General features: G+C 68.6%; 18 protein-coding genes. 13 read left to right on the top strand and 5 right to left on the bottom strand.

Annotation, left to right across the window (positions count from 1 at the left end):
- The first annotated feature begins 71 nt into the window (after positions 1–71).
- From ABS642_RS12290 to ABS642_RS12275, 4 genes are all read left to right on the top strand, one after another.
- Complete coding sequence (locus ABS642_RS12290) at positions 72–1,112, top strand: sugar ABC transporter permease (RefSeq protein WP_350350281.1); 1,041 nt, start codon at positions 72–74, stop codon at positions 1,110–1,112.
- The gene (locus ABS642_RS12285; protein ID WP_350350280.1) at positions 1,109–1,996 is read left to right on the top strand and encodes a carbohydrate ABC transporter permease; all 888 of its coding nucleotides are present in this window, start codon (positions 1,109–1,111) and stop codon (positions 1,994–1,996) included. Before ABS642_RS12290 ends, ABS642_RS12285 begins: the two co-directional genes overlap by 4 nt.
- Positions 1,997–2,001: 5 nt before the next feature.
- On the top strand, positions 2,002–3,432 hold the full coding sequence (locus ABS642_RS12280; RefSeq protein WP_350350279.1) for a GH1 family beta-glucosidase: 1,431 nt from the start codon (positions 2,002–2,004) through the stop codon (positions 3,430–3,432).
- Positions 3,433–3,567: 135 nt separating this feature from the next.
- On the top strand, positions 3,568–4,563 hold the full coding sequence (locus ABS642_RS12275) for a LacI family DNA-binding transcriptional regulator (RefSeq protein WP_350353435.1): 996 nt from the start codon (positions 3,568–3,570) through the stop codon (positions 4,561–4,563).
- Between the two features lie 164 nt (positions 4,564–4,727).
- Here the strand turns inward: ABS642_RS12275 and ABS642_RS12270 are convergent, their stop codons facing one another.
- Together ABS642_RS12270 and ABS642_RS12265 are read right to left on the bottom strand one after the other, a co-directional pair.
- On the bottom strand, positions 4,728–5,792 hold the full coding sequence (locus tag ABS642_RS12270) for a hypothetical protein (RefSeq protein WP_350350278.1): 1,065 nt from the start codon (positions 5,790–5,792) through the stop codon (positions 4,728–4,730).
- Positions 5,765–6,637 (bottom strand): DUF1266 domain-containing protein, encoded by an 873-nt coding sequence (locus tag ABS642_RS12265; protein WP_350350277.1) that lies wholly within the window; start codon positions 6,635–6,637, stop codon positions 5,765–5,767. Before ABS642_RS12265 ends, ABS642_RS12270 begins: the two co-directional genes overlap by 28 nt.
- Positions 6,638–6,760: 123 nt before the next feature.
- Here ABS642_RS12265 and ABS642_RS12260 point away from each other — a divergent pair, with 123 nt between their 5' ends.
- Complete coding sequence (locus tag ABS642_RS12260) at positions 6,761–7,429, top strand: TetR/AcrR family transcriptional regulator (RefSeq protein ID WP_350350276.1); 669 nt, start codon at positions 6,761–6,763, stop codon at positions 7,427–7,429.
- On the opposite strand, the gene ABS642_RS12255 is transcribed toward ABS642_RS12260, so the two are convergent.
- On the bottom strand, positions 7,426–8,754 hold the full coding sequence (locus ABS642_RS12255; protein ID WP_350350275.1) for a solute carrier family 23 protein: 1,329 nt from the start codon (positions 8,752–8,754) through the stop codon (positions 7,426–7,428). The genes ABS642_RS12260 and ABS642_RS12255 overlap by 4 nt on opposite strands.
- 195 nt (positions 8,755–8,949) lie before the next feature.
- Complete coding sequence (locus tag ABS642_RS12250) at positions 8,950–9,837, bottom strand: phosphoribosylaminoimidazolesuccinocarboxamide synthase (protein WP_350350274.1); 888 nt, start codon at positions 9,835–9,837, stop codon at positions 8,950–8,952.
- Positions 9,838–9,887: 50 nt separating this feature from the next.
- Between ABS642_RS12250 and ABS642_RS12245 the strand changes: the two genes are divergently transcribed.
- From ABS642_RS12245 to ABS642_RS12210, 8 genes are all read left to right on the top strand, one after another.
- Complete coding sequence (locus ABS642_RS12245) at positions 9,888–10,436, top strand: GNAT family N-acetyltransferase (RefSeq protein WP_350350273.1); 549 nt, start codon at positions 9,888–9,890, stop codon at positions 10,434–10,436.
- A gap of 72 nt (positions 10,437–10,508) precedes the next feature.
- Positions 10,509–11,132: a PadR family transcriptional regulator gene (locus ABS642_RS12240; RefSeq protein WP_350350272.1), complete on the top strand. Its 624-nt coding sequence runs from the start codon at positions 10,509–10,511 to the stop codon at positions 11,130–11,132.
- Between the two features lie 104 nt (positions 11,133–11,236).
- The gene (locus ABS642_RS12235; RefSeq protein WP_350353434.1) at positions 11,237–12,679 is read left to right on the top strand and encodes a DHA2 family efflux MFS transporter permease subunit; all 1,443 of its coding nucleotides are present in this window, start codon (positions 11,237–11,239) and stop codon (positions 12,677–12,679) included.
- 173 nt (positions 12,680–12,852) lie between these two features.
- A complete protein-coding gene (locus tag ABS642_RS12230) occupies positions 12,853–13,086 on the top strand; it encodes a DUF4160 domain-containing protein (RefSeq protein WP_350350271.1) in 234 nt (77 codons plus the stop codon).
- Positions 13,070–13,306 carry a DUF2442 domain-containing protein gene (locus ABS642_RS12225; protein ID WP_282214835.1) on the top strand — a complete coding sequence of 79 codons (237 nt, stop codon included), beginning with the start codon at positions 13,070–13,072 and terminating at the stop codon, positions 13,304–13,306. Before ABS642_RS12230 ends, ABS642_RS12225 begins: the two co-directional genes overlap by 17 nt.
- 41 nt (positions 13,307–13,347) lie before the next feature.
- A complete protein-coding gene (locus ABS642_RS12220; protein ID WP_350350270.1) occupies positions 13,348–13,890 on the top strand; it encodes a GNAT family N-acetyltransferase in 543 nt (180 codons plus the stop codon).
- A 70-nt stretch (positions 13,891–13,960) separates the two neighbouring features.
- Positions 13,961–15,430, top strand: a complete 1,470-nt coding sequence (locus ABS642_RS12215) for an amino acid ABC transporter substrate-binding protein/permease (RefSeq protein ID WP_282214833.1) — start codon at positions 13,961–13,963, stop codon at positions 15,428–15,430.
- The gene (locus ABS642_RS12210) at positions 15,427–16,155 is read left to right on the top strand and encodes an amino acid ABC transporter ATP-binding protein (RefSeq protein ID WP_350350269.1); all 729 of its coding nucleotides are present in this window, start codon (positions 15,427–15,429) and stop codon (positions 16,153–16,155) included. Before ABS642_RS12215 ends, ABS642_RS12210 begins: the two co-directional genes overlap by 4 nt.
- A gap of 188 nt (positions 16,156–16,343) precedes the next feature.
- On the opposite strand, the gene ABS642_RS12205 is transcribed toward ABS642_RS12210, so the two are convergent.
- Positions 16,344–17,690 (bottom strand): MFS transporter, encoded by a 1,347-nt coding sequence (locus ABS642_RS12205; RefSeq protein ID WP_350353433.1) that lies wholly within the window; start codon positions 17,688–17,690, stop codon positions 16,344–16,346.
- Positions 17,691–17,696 lie beyond the last annotated feature (6 nt).

The raw sequence follows: 17,696 nt of genomic DNA, 5'->3' as shown, positions 1-17,696 counted from the left end.
TCAGTGACCCATCACTGGGTTGCTGAGCCTGTCGAAGCACCCCGACCCAGGTTCCGGAACAAGGAAGACCCATGACTCTCACAGAAGAGCGCGCGGCCACGGCATCCGCTCCGTCGCAGAAGACGGATGCCGCGCCGAAGCGGCCGTGGCGCCACAGGCTCTCGCGCTTCGACCAGAACGCGTCTCCGTACTTCTACATCTCCCCGTTCTTCCTGCTGTTCGGGCTCGTCGGACTGTTCCCGCTGCTCTACACCGTGTGGGTGGCGGTGCACGAGTGGGACCTGCTCAAGGGCGAGGGCGACTTCGTCGGCGTCGGCAACTTCGTCGAGATCCTCGGCGACTCGATGTTCTGGAACTCGATCGGCAACACCCTGAGCATCTTCCTGCTCTCCGCGATCCCTCAGCTGGCGGTCGCGCTGGTGATCGCCTACCTCCTCGATCGGGGGCTGCGTGCACCGACGTTCTGGCGCATGAGCGTGCTCATCCCGTTCGTCGTCACGCCGGTCGCCGTCGCGATCATCTTCTCGAGCATCTTCAATGAGGCCGACGGTCTCGCCAACAACCTCCTGAACCTCATCGGCATCGCCGACCAGGAGTGGAAGCACAACACGGCGCTGTCGCACATCGCTATCGCGGTGATGGTCAACTTCCGCTGGACCGGCTACAACGCCCTCATCCTCCTCGCCGCGATGCAGTCCGTGCCGCGCGATCTGTACGAGTCGGCAGCGCTCGACGGCGCCGGAGCTGCACGCCGCTTCTTCTCCATCACCATCCCGACGATCCGTCCGACCCTGATCTTCGTGATCATCACCGCCACGATCGGCGGGCTGCAGATCTTCGCCGAGCCGCGCCTCTTCGACGTGTCGACCGCGGGCGGCATCGGCGGCAGCGACCGCCAGTTCCAGACGACCGTGCTGTTCCTCTGGGAGCTCGCCTTCTTCCGCCGTGATCTCGGCGAGGCATCCGCCGTCGCCATCCTGCTCTTCCTGCTCATCGTGGGCATCGGCGTGATCAACTTCCTGATCTCCCGCCGCATCTCCACGGGCAGCGATCCGAGGAACCGGGCCGCGCGCCGCCGCGCCCGCTCGACCCGCAAGGAGGAGGCGCGATGACCGCCACCCAGGCCCTCAGCGTGCCGGAGAAGATCCGCCGCCGCAGCGCGACCGGAGGGAACGCGGGCATCGGCAGCCGCCCCGGCTTCCTCACCTACGGTCTGCTCGCCGCGTTCATCATCGGCAGCGTGTATCCGCTGTGGTGGTCGGTGGTCGTGGCGAGCGGCACCAACGCCACCCGCGGCGAGACGCTGCCTCTCATCCCGGGCGGCAACTTCCTCGTGAACGCTGCGAAGGTGTTCGACGCGATCCCGTTCTGGCTGGCGCTCGGCAACTCCTTCCTCATCTCGGGCATCATCACGATCTCGGTCGTGACCTTCTCGACGCTCGCCGGCTACGCCTTCGCGAAGCTGCGCTTCAAGGGCCGCGACGGACTCATGATCTTCGTGATCGCGACCATGGCGATCCCGACGCAGCTCGGCATCATCCCGCTGTTCATGCTGATGCGCGAACTCGGCTGGACCGGGTCGATCGGCGCGGTCATCGTGCCGACATTGGTCACCGCTTTCGGGGTGTTCTTCATGCGGCAGTACCTCGTCGACGTGATCCCGGACGAGCTGATCGAAGCCGCGCGGATGGACGGTGCGAACCAGTTCCGCACCTTCCTCACCGTCGGCTTGCCCGCCGCCCGCCCGGCCATGGCGATCCTCGGACTGTTCACGTTCATGACCGCATGGACCGACTACCTCTGGCCGCTGATCGTGCTCTCCCCGCAGAACCCGACCCTGCAGACGGCGCTCAGCCAGCTGCAGTCCGGCTACTACATCGACTACTCCATCGTGCTTGCCGGTGCGGTGCTCGCGACCCTCCCGCTGCTCGTGCTCTTCGTGGTCGCGGGCCGCCAGTTGGTCAGTGGCATCATGGCGGGCGCGGTGAAAGGATGACCTCTATGACGCGCCCCTTCCCCTCGAACTTCCTCTTCGGCGCCGCGACGGCGGCGTATCAGATCGAAGGAGCGGCCTTCGAGGACGGGCGCACCGCGTCGATCTGGGATGCGTTCTCGAGGGTGCCGGGGGCCGTCATCGGCGGCGACACCGGAGACATCGCGTGCGACCACTATCACCGCTACGCCGACGATGTCGCCCTCATGACCGAGCTGGGCCTGCAGACGTACCGGTTCTCGACCTCGTGGTCGCGGGTGCGGCCCGACGGCGGCGCCGTGAACGCGAAGGGCGTCGACTTCTACCAGCGTCTGGTCGACGAGCTGCTCGGCGCCGGCATCCTGCCCTGGCTGACCCTCTACCACTGGGACATGCCGCAGGCGCTGCAGGATGCCGGGGGCTGGACGAACCGCGACACCGTGGACCGCTTCCTGGATTACGCCGGCACCATGCACGACGCGCTCGGTGATCGGGTGAACGTCTGGACGACGTTGAATGAGCCGTGGTGCTCGTCATTCCTCTCCTACACCGGCGGTGAGCACGCCCCCGGCCACACGAGCATCGCGGAGGGGCTGCTGGCCTCGCACCACCTGCTGCTCGCGCACGGCTCGACGGTGCGCGAGCTGCGCGGCCGCGACGCCTCGCTGGATCTCGGCATCACGCTGAACCACACGGTCGCCGACCCGGCTGATCCGGGGAACCCGGCCGACGTCGACGCCGCCCGCCGCGTCGACGGGCAGTTCAACCGCTGGTTCCTCGACCCGATCTACCGCGGTGCCTACCCCGCGGACATCATCGAGGACATCCGTGCGGTGGATGCGGATGCGGTCGCCCTGTTCGAGGCCGCGGTCCACGACGGCGACCTCGAGACGATCTCGCAGCACATCGACACCCAGGGCGTGAACTACTACCACGGCGACTTCGTGGCGGGCGCGGCTCCCGCCGAGCCGACGGTGTCGGGCGGTCCTGCGACCGAGCGGAAGGGGCGCAGCCCGTACCCCTCGAGCGACGGCATCCATTCCGTCGAGCGGGGTCTCCCGCGCACCGCGCAGAACTGGGAGGTGCAGCCGGAGGGGTTGACCCGCCTCCTCCAGCGCGTGTGGACCGAGTACGCCGAGCCCGCGGGGACCGTGCTCTACATGACCGAGAACGGCGCGGCCTATGACGACGTCGCGGTCGTGGAGGACGGCGAGACCCGCGTGCACGACGCGGAGCGCGCCGAGTTCCTGCGCCTGCACCTCGGCGCCGTGCTGGATGCCGTGGACGCGGGCGTCGACGTGCGCGGCTACTTCTACTGGTCGATGTTCGACAACTACGAGTGGGCCTGGGGCTACGACAAGCGATTCGGCATCGTGCGCGTCGACTACGACACGCAGGAGCGGAGCCTGAAGGACTCGGGCAGGGAGTACGCGCGGATCATCGCCGCGCGCACCCTCTGAGTCGACGTGCCTTCGAATCGCGCGAATGGTCGCTTCTACGCCCGAAACTCGACCATTCACGCGATTCGAAAGCTCGGTGACGGGAAGCTCCCCGCCGAACAGACAGAATAGGGCGATGGAAGAGTGCGCACGATGATGTCGCCACGGGCGACCATCGAAGAGGTGGCATCCGCCGCGGGGGTGTCCCGGTCGACGGTGTCGCGGGTGGTCAACGGCTCGACGGCGGTGAGTCCCGAGGCGCTCGCCGCGGTGCGCGCAGCCATCGACGAGCTGAGCTACGTGCCCAACCGCGCGGCCCGGTCGCTGGCATCACGGCAGACCCACGCGATCGCCCTGATCGTGCCGGAGGACACCAACCGCTTCTTCGGGGACCCGTTCTTCGCCGCCATCGTCGCGGGCATCACCGGGAAGCTCGGCGGCTCGGACTACCTGCTCAACCTGCTCATCGCCAGCGACGACCCCGGCGACAAGATGACCAGCTTCGTGCGCAACGGGGGTGTCGACGGCGCCCTGATCGTCTCGCACCACACCAGTGACGCGTTCATCGACCGGATCGCGGATGCCGTGCCGGTCGTCTACGGCGGACGCCCTGTGCGCCGACGCGAGACCGACTACGTCGTCGACGTGGACAACGTCGCAGGGGCCGAGAACGCCACCCGTCGACTGATCGACATCGGCCGGACGCGCATCGCGACGGTCTCGGGCACGCCGACCATGGTGTCGTCGATCGACCGCATGCAGGGCTTCCGGAGGGCGCTCGCGGATGCCGGGTTGCGGCCGTTCGCGGAGGAGGCCGGTGACTACAGTGAGGCCAGCGGAGCCGATGCCATGCGCCGCATCCTCGCGGGCGGTGCACCCGACGCGGTGTTCGTCGCGAGCGACCTGATGGCGCGGGGCGCGCTCACGGCCCTGCGCTCGGCCGGACTGCGGGTCCCGGAGGACGTCGCGGTGGTCGGCTTCGACGACTCCTCGGTCGCGGTGTCGACCGATCCGCAGCTGACGACGATGCGCCAGCCGATGTACCGGCAGGGCGAGGCGATGGCGGGAGTGCTGCTGGCGCGGCTCGCCGGCGAGGATCCGGCGAACACCACGATCCTGCCGACCGAGCTCGTGGTGCGCGCCTCGGCCTGAGCCGGTCGAACTCCTGCGGCCGATCTCGACTTCTGCGGCCTCATTCGCTCGGAACGGCCGCAGAAGCTCGGAATGGCCGCACAAGTGCGCGGCACGAGAGAGGTGAACACGGCTGTGGCCCTGGCGCCCCCTCCGGGCCAGGCCCACAGCCGTGGGTCTGTGGATCAGCCGAAGCCGAGCGTGCGCAGGATGCCGCCGCCGAACAGCGAGAAGGCGGTCACTCCCGCCGACAGCAGCAGCACGCCGGCGGTCCCGGCCACGGCGAGGACGGAGATCCCGCGCCCGCCCAGTCGCTGCCCGCGCAGGCCGACCGAGACGCCGGCCCTCGCCGCGATGTCGCCGGCGTCGTCGTCGCGGTACAGCGCGGTGCGTGCGGCGAAGCGGCGGTGGAACTCCTCCGCGAGAGTGATCGCGGCGGCCATGGTCTCGGCGCGATCGAATCGGGTGCTCGCCGGCAGGTAGACGTAGAGCCGGTCCGAGACGAGCTCGATCTCGGAACCCGCGCCGAGGTCGAGCACCCGTGCCATGAGATCGGGCGTGAAGATGTACAGCGCGTCCTGCTGGTAGCCCTCCGGCACGATGAGGCGGAAGGTCGAGGCGAACTCGCCCTCGAGGTCCATCCGCGCCGCTCCCCGCCCGAGGCCCAGGGTCGGGATGATGCTGCGCCGCTTGTTCGCGAGCACGATGTGCGGCACCGACGAGGGGAGCGGCAGCTCGATGAACGCGAACGGGCGCTGCACGGTCGCCCGCTCCTGACCGCGCGACACCGAGTGGTGCATGCCGAGCTCGAACGGCATCCGCTCGTCGTCGCACGCGACGACCGCGCGCTCCTGCCCGCGGAGGACGCGGGTGAACGCCGCTCCCGGCCGCCGGGTGTGCTCGAGCGAGTCGGCGTATGCCCATCCGTTCTGCCAGGCGAAGGCGGCGATCTTGACCCGGCGGCTGAGCCCGACCGAGTACCAGACGAATCCGACGGCGGCGAGCACGGTGTACCCGACGACGAACACGCCGAGGATGGGCGCGACGGCGAGGATGTCGGTGCGGCCGAGGAACCAGAGTCCCACCAGCATCGCCGCGGCGAACAGCAGCACGGCGATGAGGATCGCCACGAAACGGCGATGCGGCGGCATCCGGCAGATGCGCTCGTAGGTGAGGATGTCGCGGAATCCGGCGCTGCGTCGCAGCGGTTCCAGGTCGACGCTCAGCGGCTCCACGACAGCGTCGCCCACGGGCCGTTGCGCTTCTCGGTCGCGGCGGCCTTGAAGTCCGACCAGCCGTCGCCGAACTTCTCGAACGACTTCTCGTCGACGTTGCCGTCGCTCCAGTGCATGACCCGCCCGGCGACGTAGCTCAGGCCGAAGTCGGCCCATGAGCTGAAGCCGGGGCGCGCGTCGGCGTTGATCCGGCGGATGATCTCCCGCGCTTCGCCGACATCGCCGTGGCCCAGCGCCACGCCCCAGGTCGTCATCGCGACGGCCTGGCCCAGTGCGTAGCCGTCGAGCGTCTTCACGAACACACCGGGGGACACGATGTCCTTGCCGACGCGCTTGCGCACCTCCGACTCGATGTACTCGATCGCGGTCACGAAGCTGCGCGCATCGCGCTTGTCTCCGCCCTCCTCCACGATCGCCGCGAGCCATTCCTTCGCCTTCGGGGTGCGGCCGAGGCGCTCGGCGAGCGAGGCGCGGACGGCGAGGTAGAGCGTCCACATCTCGCGCCGACGACGGTCGGTGGTGAGGCGCTCGATGTTGTCGAGCCAGTCCTGACGCGAATGCACACCCCACTGGTCGATGAGCACGGACTTCTCCCGCGCGCCGAGACCGGAGGCGGTCGGGTCGTTCCACGGGCCGGAAGGGAGGTTCGTGATCTGCAGGAACCCGAGCGCGATCTCGTTCGCCTCGGCGTCGGCCGTGGAGAACTGCTCCGACGGCTTCACCTTGGCGTCGGGAAGGAGCCACACGACGATGAAGAACAGCACGACGACGCCGACGATCGCCCAGACCCACCACTGCTCGATGAGCCAGCCGATGATCGAGCCGAGGTCATTGAAGTCGACGCGCGCGAAGGGGTGCATTGCTACTCCTGGGAGGGGTGAATCCGTCGTCGTTCACAGATTGAACGAACATTCAGTGAGTAATCTATACGGCACGGGGAGGATTTCGAAAGCAACTGTCGCAACTCAGGAGGTGGATGCCGCATGGCGCGCTCCGACGAACGGAACAGAGCCGCGCGGGAACGCTCGCGTGAGACGCTCCTCCAGGCGGCGGTCGAGGTCTTCAGCGAACGGGGTGTGGCCGGAGCCAGCATCGCCGAGATCACCTCCCGCGCCGGCGTCGCGCAGGGTCTCGTGAACTATCACTTCGGCGGCAAGGACCAGCTGGTCGCCGCCGTGATCGACCGGTGGTTCGAGACCGTCCTCGGTTTCGCCCGCGTCGAGGGGACGCCCGACGAGGCGCTCGCCGCGGTCATCGACGGCGCCCTCATGGCGACCGCGTACGCGCTGCCGCTGCAGCGGGCCGTGCTCGCGATGCAGCAGCAGCCCGCGACGCACCGTCTCTTCGCCGAGTCCGAGGCCCGCCACGAACAGGCGGCGACGGCCGCGGAGGATGCCGTGCGCGACCTGTTCCGTGCCCGCGGCGCCGACGACCCCGCACTCGAGGAGGTCATGCTGCGGAGCACGCTCGAGGGGATCTTCGTGAAGTTCGCCGTGTTCGGACCGACGTATCCGCTCGAAGAGGCGCGGCAGTGGATGCACCGGCGGTACGGCCTGCCCGCACCCGTCACGCCGATGCCGCTGGCGCCCGTGATCGTGCGCGACGGGCAGCCCCGCCCGCGGGCGACCGGGGCCGTCTGCCCGGGCGACTAGGCCGGGTCGCCGCCGAGCGGACCCACGGCCTCGAGCGGCTTCGGGTCGTCGGCGCCCGTCTTGCGGAGACGGGCGATCAGGTTGCCGAGGTGGTAGATCAGGATCGCGGCGACGGTCGCGATGACGATGCCGCCGAGCTCGAAGCCGGAGGCCTCGTCCTTGATCATGAATCCGCCGACGGCCATGATCAGCGCGACGGCGGCCGTGTACTGGTTCACCGGGCGAGAGAAGTCGACGCGGTTGTCGACCCAGATCTTGATGCCGATCACGCCGATCAGGCCGTAGAGAGCGGTGGTGACGCCGCCGAGCACGCCGGCGGGGACGGAGTTGATGACCTCGCCGAACTTCGGTGACAGGCTCAGGAGGATCGCCGCGGCGCCCGCGACCCAGTAGGCGGCGGTCGAGTAGACCCGCGTCGACGCCATGACGCCGATGTTCTCGCCGTAGGTCGTCGTGCCGGAGCCGCCGAAGAAGCCGGCCAGGGTGGTCGAGACGCCGTCGGCGATCAGAGCCTTCCCGGTCTGCTCGTTGATGGTGCTGTCGCCGGTCATGGTCGCGACGCCGCGGACGTGCCCGACGTTCTCGGCGATCAGGACCAGCACGACCGGGAGGAACATCGCGAGAGCCGTCAGCGTGCCGGGCTCGGTGAAGTTCGGGAGGGTGAAGGTCGGGAGTCCGATCCAGTCGGCCTTCTCGACGGCCTCGAAGTTCAGCTCGCCACGGAACGCCGCGAAGATGTACCCCGCGATCACGCCGAGGAAGATCGAGATGCGGCCGAGGAACCCGCGGAAGACCACGGCGAAGATGATCGTGATCGCGAGTGTGAACGTCGCGGTGATCGGCGCCGCCGCGTAGTTGTTGTGCGCTGCACCCGCGAGGTTGAACCCGATGAGCGCGACGATCGTGCCGGCCAGCACCGGCGGCAGGAAGCGATCGACCCACTTGACGCCGACCGTGTGCACGACCACGCCGATGATCGCGAGCAGCACGCCGACGGCGACGATGCCGGCGAGCGCGGTCCCCATGTTCGCGGATGCCGTCGCCGCCGTCACCGGCGCGATGAAGGCGAACGACGAGCCGAGGTAGCTGGGCAGCTTGTTGCGGGTGACGAGCAGGAACAGGATCGTGCCGACGCCGCTGAAGAGCAGCGTCGTGGCGACCGGGAAGCCGGTGATGATCGGCACGAGGAACGTGGCGCCGAACATCGCGATCACGTGCTGGAGGCCGATCGCGATCGTGGCCGGCCAGTTCAGGCGCTCATCCGGACGCACGACGGCGCCGGGCTCGAGCGTGCGGCCGTTTCCATGCAGCTTCCACAGGGCCATGCGGGCTCCTCAGGTTCGGGGGATGGTCGCTCGGGGGTCGCGACCGGGCTGGAGCCACACTACCGATTCCTGAGTGTTCGCTGGGTGCTTCTACGGCGACTGCTTCTCGTATGCGCTCGCCATCACCCGTGACGAGCCCCTGTTGTTCAAGGGCGACGGCTCATCCACACCGATGTGCGGCGAGTCGAGTAGGGCTCACGCGCCGAGGCGCTCGATCAGCTCGCGGTAGCGGTCCGCCGTGCGCTCGACGATGTCGTCGGGGAGCGCGGGAGGCTCGCCCTGCTTGTCCCAGTTCGCGGCCAGCCAGTCGCGCACGATCTGCTTGTCGAAGCTGGCCATCCGCTCGCTCGGGGTGGTGCCCGTCTTCCAGGCCTCGGCATCCCAGTACCGGGACGAGTCGCTCGTGAGCACCTCGTCGGCCAGGCGCAGCACCCCTTCGCCATCCGTCCCGAACTCGAACTTGGTGTCGGCGAGGATCAGGCCCTTCTCCTCGGCGATCGCGGCGGCGCGGGTGTAGATCGCGAGTGAGGCGTCGCGCAGTTCGGCGGCGCGCTCGGGGCCGACGAGTTCGACCACCTTCTCGAAGGTGATGTTCTCGTCGTGCTCACCCATCGGCGCCTTGTAGGCGGGGGTGAACAGCGGCTCCGGCAGGCGGTCGCCGTTCTGCAGGCCGGCGGGCAGCGGGATGCCGCAGACGGTGCCGCTCTCCTGGTACTCCGCCCATCCGGAGCCGGTGATGTAGCCGCGCACGACGCATTCGATCGGCAGCATCTCCAACGACTGCGCGAGCATGGCGCGGTCGGCGACGGATTCCGGGATCTCGCCGTCGGCGAGATGGTTGGGCACGTCGGAGAGCTGCGCGAACCACCAGCGGCTGAGCCGGGTGAGCAGGGCGCCCTTCTCGGGGATGCCGGGGGAGAGCACGAAGTCGAAGGCGCTCACGCGGTCGGAGGCGACCACGAGGATGCGCGTGTCCGCCGGATCCTCGGAGGCATGCAGGTCGCGGACCTTGCCCGAGTAGATGTGCCGCCAGCCGGGAATGGTCCGTGCCGTGCCTTCTGATGAGGTGCTCACCCGCCCCATTATCCCGGTTCATCGCGGCTCATGTCGGCGCGGGTGCCTAGCCTGGACGGGTGAGTGACGACACCTTCACCGAGCGCCTTCGACTTGCGCGCCCCGTCTCGGGCGACCTCGACGCCCTGTTCCCGATCCAGACCGATCCTCGCGTGTGGACGCACTATCCGAGCCTCCGGCATGCTGACCCGGCGCAGACCCTCGAGATGATCGAGAGGTGGAGGCGCAGCTGGGCCGAAGCCGGTCTCGGCTCGTGGGTCGCTCGTCTGCGCGACACGAACGAGGTCGTCGGCAACGGCGGATGCACGCTGTTGGGCGGTCGGGTGTGGAACGTCGGCTACCGGATCTCGGCCGACCACCACGGTCGCGGACTCGCGACCGAGCTGGCGCGCGCCGGGATCGAGCGTGCGCGCGCGATCGATCCCGATCGTCCGATGATCGCGTACCTGGTCGAGCACAACACGGCGTCGGCGCACGTCGCCGAGAAGCTCGGCCTCGCTCTCGTGCACCGCGGACCCGACGCGGGCAACCCCGATCCATCGGTCGTTCGCCTCGTCTACGCAGACCGGCCGCTGACCCCGGCACAGCTCGACGCCGCGCTGCGGTGAACGCGACGCGGCCGCGGCTTGTCCCCGCGCGTCGCTGGGCGTATAGTCCATGTGGACTAATCGAGGTGGAACATGAAGGATGCCGTGGATCGACTCACGCCCATGGGGGTGATGGTGCTCGCGCTGCTGCGCGAGGCCGACATGCACCCCTATGAGATGGTGCGGCTCATGCGCGCGCGCCACGACGACCGGCTGATCACCATCACGAACGGCACGCTTTACCACACGGTGGCTCGCCTCCAGAAGGCCGGACTCATCGACGAACTCGGCACCGATCGCGACGGCAATCGTCCGGAGCGCACGACCTACACCCTCATGGGTGCCGGACGAGACGCCGTCATCGCGTGGGTGCGCCGTGAGCTTCCGCGAGTGGATCGCCCTGCCGAATTCCGCGTCGCGCTCGCCGAAGCGCACAACCTCGAGCGGGACGACCTCCGGGAGCTGCTGCACGAGCGTCGGACCGCGCTGTTCGCCGATCACCGGACGCACGACGACGGACTCCATTCATCCAGGGCCAAGGGCGTCCCCGAACAGGTCATGGTCGAGATCGAGCGCCAGGAGGCCCTCCTCGAGGCCGAGCTGCGCTGGCTCGACTCCCTGCTCGCCCGCCTCGACGCCGACAGCATCCCCTGGGGTCCGTCGGCTTTCTCCCCTTCAGACCGCTACCTCGCTCAGCGAAAGGCTGCACAGCAATGACCGAATCACGACAGGCCGCCGGCCCCGAGACCGGGCCGTTCGCCGCGGGGAACGCGCCGAAGAGCCCGTGGCCCGCCCTCTGGGCGCTCGTCATCGGCTTCTTCATGATCCTCGTCGACACGACGATCGTCTCGGTGGCGAACCCGGCCATCAAGGCGGCGCTCGACCCGAACACGAACAACCTCGACAACGTGGTGTGGGTCACGAGCGCGTATCTGCTGACCTACGCCGTCCCTCTCCTCATCACCGGACGCCTCGGCGATCGCTTCGGCCCGAAGAACATCTACCTCATCGGTCTCGCCATCTTCACGCTCGCCTCGCTCTGGTGCGGTCTGTCGACCTCGCTGGAAGGGCTGATCGTCGCCCGTGCGGCGCAGGGACTCGGTGCCGCCTTCATGACCCCGCAGACCATGGCGGTGATCACCCGCACCTTCCCGCCGAATCGCCGCGGCGCCGCGATGGGGCTGTGGGGCGCGACCGCGGGTGTCGCGACGCTCGTCGGTCCGCTGCTCGGCGGCGTGCTCGTCGACAGCCTCGGATGGGAATGGATCTTCTTCGTCAACCTGCCCGTCGGCGTCATCGCCTTCGTCGCCGCATGGATCCTCGTGCCGCGCCTGAAGACGCACCCGCACCGCTTCGACATCCTCGGCGTCGTGCTCAGCGCGGCCGCGATCTTCCTCGTGGTCTTCGGTCTGCAGGAGGGCGAGAAGTACGACTGGGGCGTCATCTGGGGCCCGATCTCGGTGTGGGGCCTGATCATCGCCGGCATCGTCGTGCTCGCGCTGTTCATCCTGCAGCAGTGGAAGACCAAGAGCGAGGCGCTCGTGCCGCTCGACCTGTTCCGTGACCGCAACTTCTCCGGCGCCAACGTCGCGATCGCCGCGGTGGGCTTCGCCGTGACCAGCATGTCGCTGCCGCTGATGTTCTTCCTGCAGATCGCCCGGGGGCTCGCCCCGACCCAGGCCGCCCTGCTGATGATCCCGATGGCAGTGCTCTCCGGTGTGCTCGCCCCGCTCGCCGGCCGGATCCTCGACCGCACCGACCCGCGGTTCATCCTGATCCCCGGCCTCATCGCCTTCGCGGCGGCGCTGTTCTGGTACTCGTCGCTGGTGAACATGGACACCCCGATCTGGATGTTCCTGTTCCCGTCGGCCCTCCTCGGGATCGGCAGCGCGGGCATGTGGGGACCGCTTGCGACGACGGCCACGCGGATGCTGCCGATGCGCCAGGCCGGAGCCGGCGCCGGCATCTACAACACCACGCGCACGATCGGCTCGGTCGTGGGCTCCGCCGCCATCGCGACCTTCATGCAGGCGCGGCTCGAGGCGAACCTGCCGGGCATGGGGGATGCCGCGGGTTCGATCGGCTCGGGCGGCGATCTGCCGGCGGCGGTCGCCGAAGGCTTCGCGGCCGGCATGTCGCAGGCGATCCTGCTCCCGGCCGTCGTGATCCTGGTGGCGCTCGTCGCCTCGCTGTTCCTGCGCGGAGCTCCGAAGGGCGCGCCCGCCGCACAGCCCGACGTCACGGCATCCGCACCGATCGAGTAGCTCGCGCCTCGAGAACGCACCCGTCCCTCCTGCGGGCGGGTGCGTTCTCGCGGTCGGCCAGAATCCGGCACCACTCCCGCACACGCGGCGCTCCGAGGAGCTTTTCCACCGGTCGTGGGATGTCGACGTGAGGGACCGCAGAGCAGGCGATGCAGCGACGCTAGCCTCGACCGATGCCGACGGTCATGCGCGTGCGCGGGTACCGATTCTTCTTCTACAGCAATGAGGGGTCGGAGCCGCCGCATGTGCACGTCGAACGGGCAGAATTCACTGCCAAGTTCTGGTTGAGGCCCGTAGAATCGGCGGCGAGAACAAGGTTCAGCGGTCGGGAGCTCCGTTTGCTGCATCGCATCGTCGAGCTACGGCGCGACCTGATCGAGGAGGCGTGGGATGAGTACTTCGGTTGATGACGCCGTGGCCATCGGCGTCGTGATCGACGATCAGGAATTGCACGTTCGCATCAAGGACGGACGCACGATCAGTGCGCCCCTCGAGTGGTTCCCCCGGCTCGCGAGCGCGACCCCCGCAGAGCGCCTCGATTGGCGTCTGATCGGCGCAGGGGAAGGCATCCACTGGCGTGGGCTGGATGAGGACATCGCGATCTCCGCTCTGCTCCGGGGGCGATGATCGTTTTGCGTCTCTGCCGACGATCGTGATGTCATCGGCGGATGACGATCGACCTCATCCGACCGACCACCGACCTCTTCGACAGCTGGGCCGCCGCGGTCGCCGAGTTCGGTGATGTGCACGTCGACGGTTCCGGATTGCGGTCGCCGGTCAGCCCCGACCGTGAGACTCTCGACGCTCTCATCGAGAAGGCGCTGCTGCACGCCGACACCTCGGCAGAGCTCCCGGAGGGTCTCGTGCACGAGGACCTCCTCTGGATCGTCGACGAGGGAGAGGTCATCGGCTTCCTCTCGTTCCGGCACGGTCTCAACGCCTGGCTCCGGGAGGCGGGCGGCCACATCGGCTACGCGGTGCGCGCATCGCGACGACGTCAGGGTCACGCGTCGTCTGCCCTCGCCCTCGGGCTCGACCGTGCCCGTGCGATGGGCCTCGACAGGGTGCTCCTCACGTGCGACGTCGACAACATCGCATCCGCGCGCACGATCGAGAAGGCGGGCGGCGTGCTGCAGGACGTGAGCGACCAGTCCGAGCGCGGGCAGGGGATGCTGCGGCGATACTGGATCGCCCTGCGGCCCGGCGTGTGAACGGCCGCCCGTTAGGGTGGATGATCGGCGGCTGTCCGGTCGCATCATCCGATCCCGAGGAGCATCCGTCGTGATCCGCACACCCTCCGCGCGCATGCGAGGTCTCGGCCGCACCGCCGTCGCCGCCGCGCTCACCGCGTTCGTCGCCGTCGGCGCCCTTCTCGGCGGGGCGTCGAGCGCCGTCGCCGCCGAAGACGGCGAGACCTACGTCATCGGCACCGACACCACGTTCGCGCCGTTCGAGTTCACCGACGCGAGCGGCGACCTCGTCGGCATCGACATGGATCTGCTCCGCGCGATCGCGAAGGATCAGGGCTTCGAGGTCGAGATCCGTCAGCTCGGATTCGACGCGGCCGTGCAGGCGCTGCAGGCGAACCAGGTGGATGCCGTCATGGCGGGCATGTCGATCACCGACGAGCGCAAGCAGACCTTCGACTTCAGTGACCCGTACTTCACCAGCGGCATCCAGCTCGGGGTGCTCGAGTCCAGCGACATCCAGTCCCTCGACGACCTCGACGGCGAGGCCGTGGCGGTCAAGACCGGTACCCAGGGTCAGACTTTCGCCGAGGAGAACCAGGACGAGTACGGCTTCAAGGTCACCCCCTACTCCGACACGACCGACATGGTCGATGCCGTGAAGGCCGGCCAGGCGGTCGGCTACTTCGAGGACTTCCCGGTGCTGGCCTACGGCATCCAGCAGGGCTCCGGGTTCCGCCTGGTCGGCGAACCCGAGCTCGGCGGCGAGTACGGCTTCGCGGTCAACAAGGGGATGAACCCCGAGCTCATCGAGATGTTCAACGCGGGCCTCGCGAACCTGCAGGAGTCCGGTGAGTACGACGAGATCGTCGACACGTATCTCGCTGGCGGCGAGACGTCGACGCAGGCGACCGACATCATCTCGGTCGCGGTGCAGTACTGGCCCGCTCTCATGCAGGGCCTCTGGCTGACGATCCTCGCGACCCTCGTCGCCCTCGTCGCCGCCTTCATCCTCGGACTGGTGTTCGGGTTCGGCCGCATCTCGAAGTTCGCCCCCTTCCGCTGGCTCGCGACCGCCTACGTCTTCGTCTTCCGCGGCACGCCGATCCTCGTCCAGGCGTTCTTCGTCTTCTTCGCCATCCCGCAGCTGTTCCCCGGTCTGACCTTCAACCCGTTCGTCGCCGGTGCGATCACGCTCTCGCTCAACACGGGTGCCTACATGACCGAGATCATCCGCGGCGGCATCCAGGCCGTCGATCCCGGGCAGACCGAGGCCTCGCGTTCGCTCGGTCTCGGGCACTGGAAGACGATGCAGAAGGTCGTCCTTCCGCAGGCCTTCCGCATCATGATCCCGTCGTTCGTGAACCAGGGCATCATCACCCTCAAGGACACGTCGCTGATCAGCGTCATCGGCCTGGCCGAGCTCACGTTCGTCTCGCGCCAGATCATCGCCTCCACCTATCTGTCGGCACAGGTGCTGACCATCGTCGCCATCATCTACTTCGTCGTGATCACGCTGCTGACGCTGCTCGCGAACCGCCTGGAGAGGAAGTTCAACGCATGAGCAAGATCGAGGTCCGGGGTCTGCACAAGTCGTTCGGGGACAACCAGGTGCTCAAGGGCATCGATCTCGCCGTCGAGGACGGAGAGGTCATCGCCATCATCGGCCCGTCGGGTTCCGGCAAGTCGACGCTGCTGCGCTGCCTGAACAAGCTCGAAGAGCCCACGTCGGGCCACATCGTCATCGACGGCGTGGACCTGACCGACAAGAGCGTCAAGCTCGACGAGGTGCGTCAGCGCATCGGCATGGTCTTCCAGCACTTCAACCTGTTCCCGCACATGACCGTGCTCGAGAACATCACCCTCGCGCCGATCGAGCTCGGCAGGCTGTCGAAGGCGCAGGCCCGTGAGCGTGCGCTGTCGCTGCTCGACCGCGTGGGCCTGGCGGAGAAGGCGGATGCGAAGCCGGCATCCCTCTCCGGCGGTCAGAAGCAGCGCGTGGCGATCGCCCGTGCGCTCGCGATGGACCCCGAGATCATGCTGTTCGACGAGGCGACGAGTGCGCTCGACCCCGAGATGGTGGGTGAGGTGCTGCAGGTGATCCGCGACCTCGCGTCGGGCGGCATGACCATGGTGCTGGTCACGCACGAGATGGGCTTCGCCCGCGAGGTCTCCGGTCGCACGGTCTTCATGGACGGTGGCGTCGTCGTCGAGGAGGCCCCGCCCGCCGAGCTGTTCGGCGCCCCGAAGAACGAGCGCCTGAAGGACTTCCTCTCGAAGGTGCTCTGAGGCACGGCCTCTTGGTGCCGAGCACTCCCAGTCGGTGCTCCACGCGCACAACTTCGGAGATCGGACACGGCGCACCGATGATCGGCCTCGGGTGCCCGCGTGTCGCCCCTCGATCTCCGAACTAATGCGAGTGCGAGTGCGAGTGCGAGTGCGAGTGCTGAGGCGGCGAGTGGGAAGTCGGCGGGGGACTAGTCGTCGATCGGCTGCGCGGGAGCGACGGCGGGTTCGGATGCTGTCGCTCGAGGCCCGTGGCGCCGGATCGTCGCACTGACCAGGGCCGCCACCGCGCACAACCCGGCGGCGGCGAACCACGCGAACGTGTACTGGCCGGTCTGGTCGCGCACGATCCCGGCGAGGATCGATGCGATGCCGGCGCCGATCTGGTGCGCCGCGAACACCCAGCCGAAGACGAGCGGGCCTTTCGTGCCGAACACCTCGCGGCAGAGGGCGATGGTCGGCGGGACCGTGGCGACCCAGTCGAGCCCGTAGATCACGATGAAGACGATGATGCTCGGCTGCACCTCGGCCGAGAGCAGGCTCGGCAGGAACAGCAGGCTCACGCCCCGCAGGGCGTAGTACGCGGCTAGGAGGATGCGGGGGTTGACGCGGTCGGTCAACCAGCCCGAGAACACGGTCCCGACGATGTCGAAGACGCCGACGACCGCGAGCAGGCCGGCGGCTGTCGTCGTCGCCATCCCGTGGTCGTGGGCGCTCGGGATGAAGTGCGTGCCGATCAGGCCGTTGGTGGTCGCGCCGCAGATCGCGAAACCGATCGCGAGGGCCCAGAAGGTCTTGGTGCGCGCGGCATCCCGCAGCGTGGTGAGCGCGAGTCGTGCCGCACCCCAGGCCGACCCTCGCGGAGTCGGCGCGGGCGCCGAGTACGGCTCGGTCTCCCCGTAGCGCGTGACGCCGAGGTCGCTCGGTCGGTTGCGCAGGAAGATCCAGACCAGGGGCGCGACCGCGAGTGCTCCTCCCGCAATGATCAGGGATGCTCCTCGCCAGCCGACGCCCTCGGCGGCCGCGGCGATCACCGGCAGGAAGATCAGCTGTCCGGTGGCGCTGCCCGCCGTGAGAACTCCGGAGACGAGCCCTCGCCGCGTCGCGAACCAGGTGTCGGTGATGGTGGCGGCGAACACGAGGGCCATCGATCCGGTGCCCAGCCCGATCAGCACGCCCCAGGTGAGGATCAGCTGCCCGGGCGTCGCGACGAAGACGCTGAGCGCCGCCCCGGCACCGATCACGAACAGCGCGACGACGGTGACCGCGCGGATGCCGAAGCGCTGCATCAGCGCAGCGGCGAACGGGGCGATGAGCCCGTAGAGCAGGAGGTTGATCGAGACGGCGAGCGACAGCTCCGCGGTCGTCCACCCGAACTCCTCCTCGAGCGGAACCATCAGCACACCCGGGGCCGCGCGGAACCCGGCCGCGCCGATGAGGGCGATGAGGGCGACGAGCGCGACCGTCCACGCGGGGTGGAAGCGTCGCGGCCTGGCGACGGGACCCTCGGTGGGCGGGGTGCCGGTGGGCTCCTCCACCGACTC

It is taken from the genome of Microbacterium sp. A8/3-1 (assembly GCF_040267695.1).
GTDB classification, from domain to species: Bacteria; Actinomycetota; Actinomycetes; order Actinomycetales; family Microbacteriaceae; genus Microbacterium; species Microbacterium luteolum.
The sequence above is the reverse complement of the archived record's forward strand: the minus strand, read 5'-3'. Positions and strand labels throughout refer to the sequence as shown.

Excerpts from the sequence above, each read along its gene's own strand:
- ABS642_RS12290 (WP_350350281.1), top strand. The coding sequence starts at position 72 with ATGACTCTCACAGAAGAGCGCGCGGCCACGGCATCCGCTCCGTCGCAG.
- ABS642_RS12285 (WP_350350280.1), top strand. The coding sequence starts at position 1,109 with ATGACCGCCACCCAGGCCCTCAGCGTGCCGGAGAAGATCCGCCGCCGC.
- ABS642_RS12280 (WP_350350279.1), top strand. The coding sequence starts at position 2,002 with ATGACGCGCCCCTTCCCCTCGAACTTCCTCTTCGGCGCCGCGACGGCG.
- ABS642_RS12275 (WP_350353435.1), top strand. The coding sequence starts at position 3,568 with ATGTCGCCACGGGCGACCATCGAAGAGGTGGCATCCGCCGCGGGGGTG.
- ABS642_RS12265 (WP_350350277.1), bottom strand. The coding sequence starts at position 6,637 with ATGCACCCCTTCGCGCGCGTCGACTTCAATGACCTCGGCTCGATCATC.
- ABS642_RS12260 (WP_350350276.1), top strand. The coding sequence starts at position 6,761 with ATGGCGCGCTCCGACGAACGGAACAGAGCCGCGCGGGAACGCTCGCGT.
- ABS642_RS12255 (WP_350350275.1), bottom strand. The coding sequence starts at position 8,754 with ATGGCCCTGTGGAAGCTGCATGGAAACGGCCGCACGCTCGAGCCCGGC.
- ABS642_RS12250 (WP_350350274.1), bottom strand. The coding sequence starts at position 9,837 with ATGGGGCGGGTGAGCACCTCATCAGAAGGCACGGCACGGACCATTCCC.
- ABS642_RS12240 (WP_350350272.1), top strand. The coding sequence starts at position 10,509 with ATGAAGGATGCCGTGGATCGACTCACGCCCATGGGGGTGATGGTGCTC.
- ABS642_RS12235 (WP_350353434.1), top strand. The coding sequence starts at position 11,237 with ATGATCCTCGTCGACACGACGATCGTCTCGGTGGCGAACCCGGCCATC.
- ABS642_RS12230 (WP_350350271.1), top strand. The coding sequence starts at position 12,853 with ATGCCGACGGTCATGCGCGTGCGCGGGTACCGATTCTTCTTCTACAGC.
- ABS642_RS12225 (WP_282214835.1), top strand. The coding sequence starts at position 13,070 with ATGAGTACTTCGGTTGATGACGCCGTGGCCATCGGCGTCGTGATCGAC.
- ABS642_RS12220 (WP_350350270.1), top strand. The coding sequence starts at position 13,348 with ATGACGATCGACCTCATCCGACCGACCACCGACCTCTTCGACAGCTGG.
- ABS642_RS12210 (WP_350350269.1), top strand. The coding sequence starts at position 15,427 with ATGAGCAAGATCGAGGTCCGGGGTCTGCACAAGTCGTTCGGGGACAAC.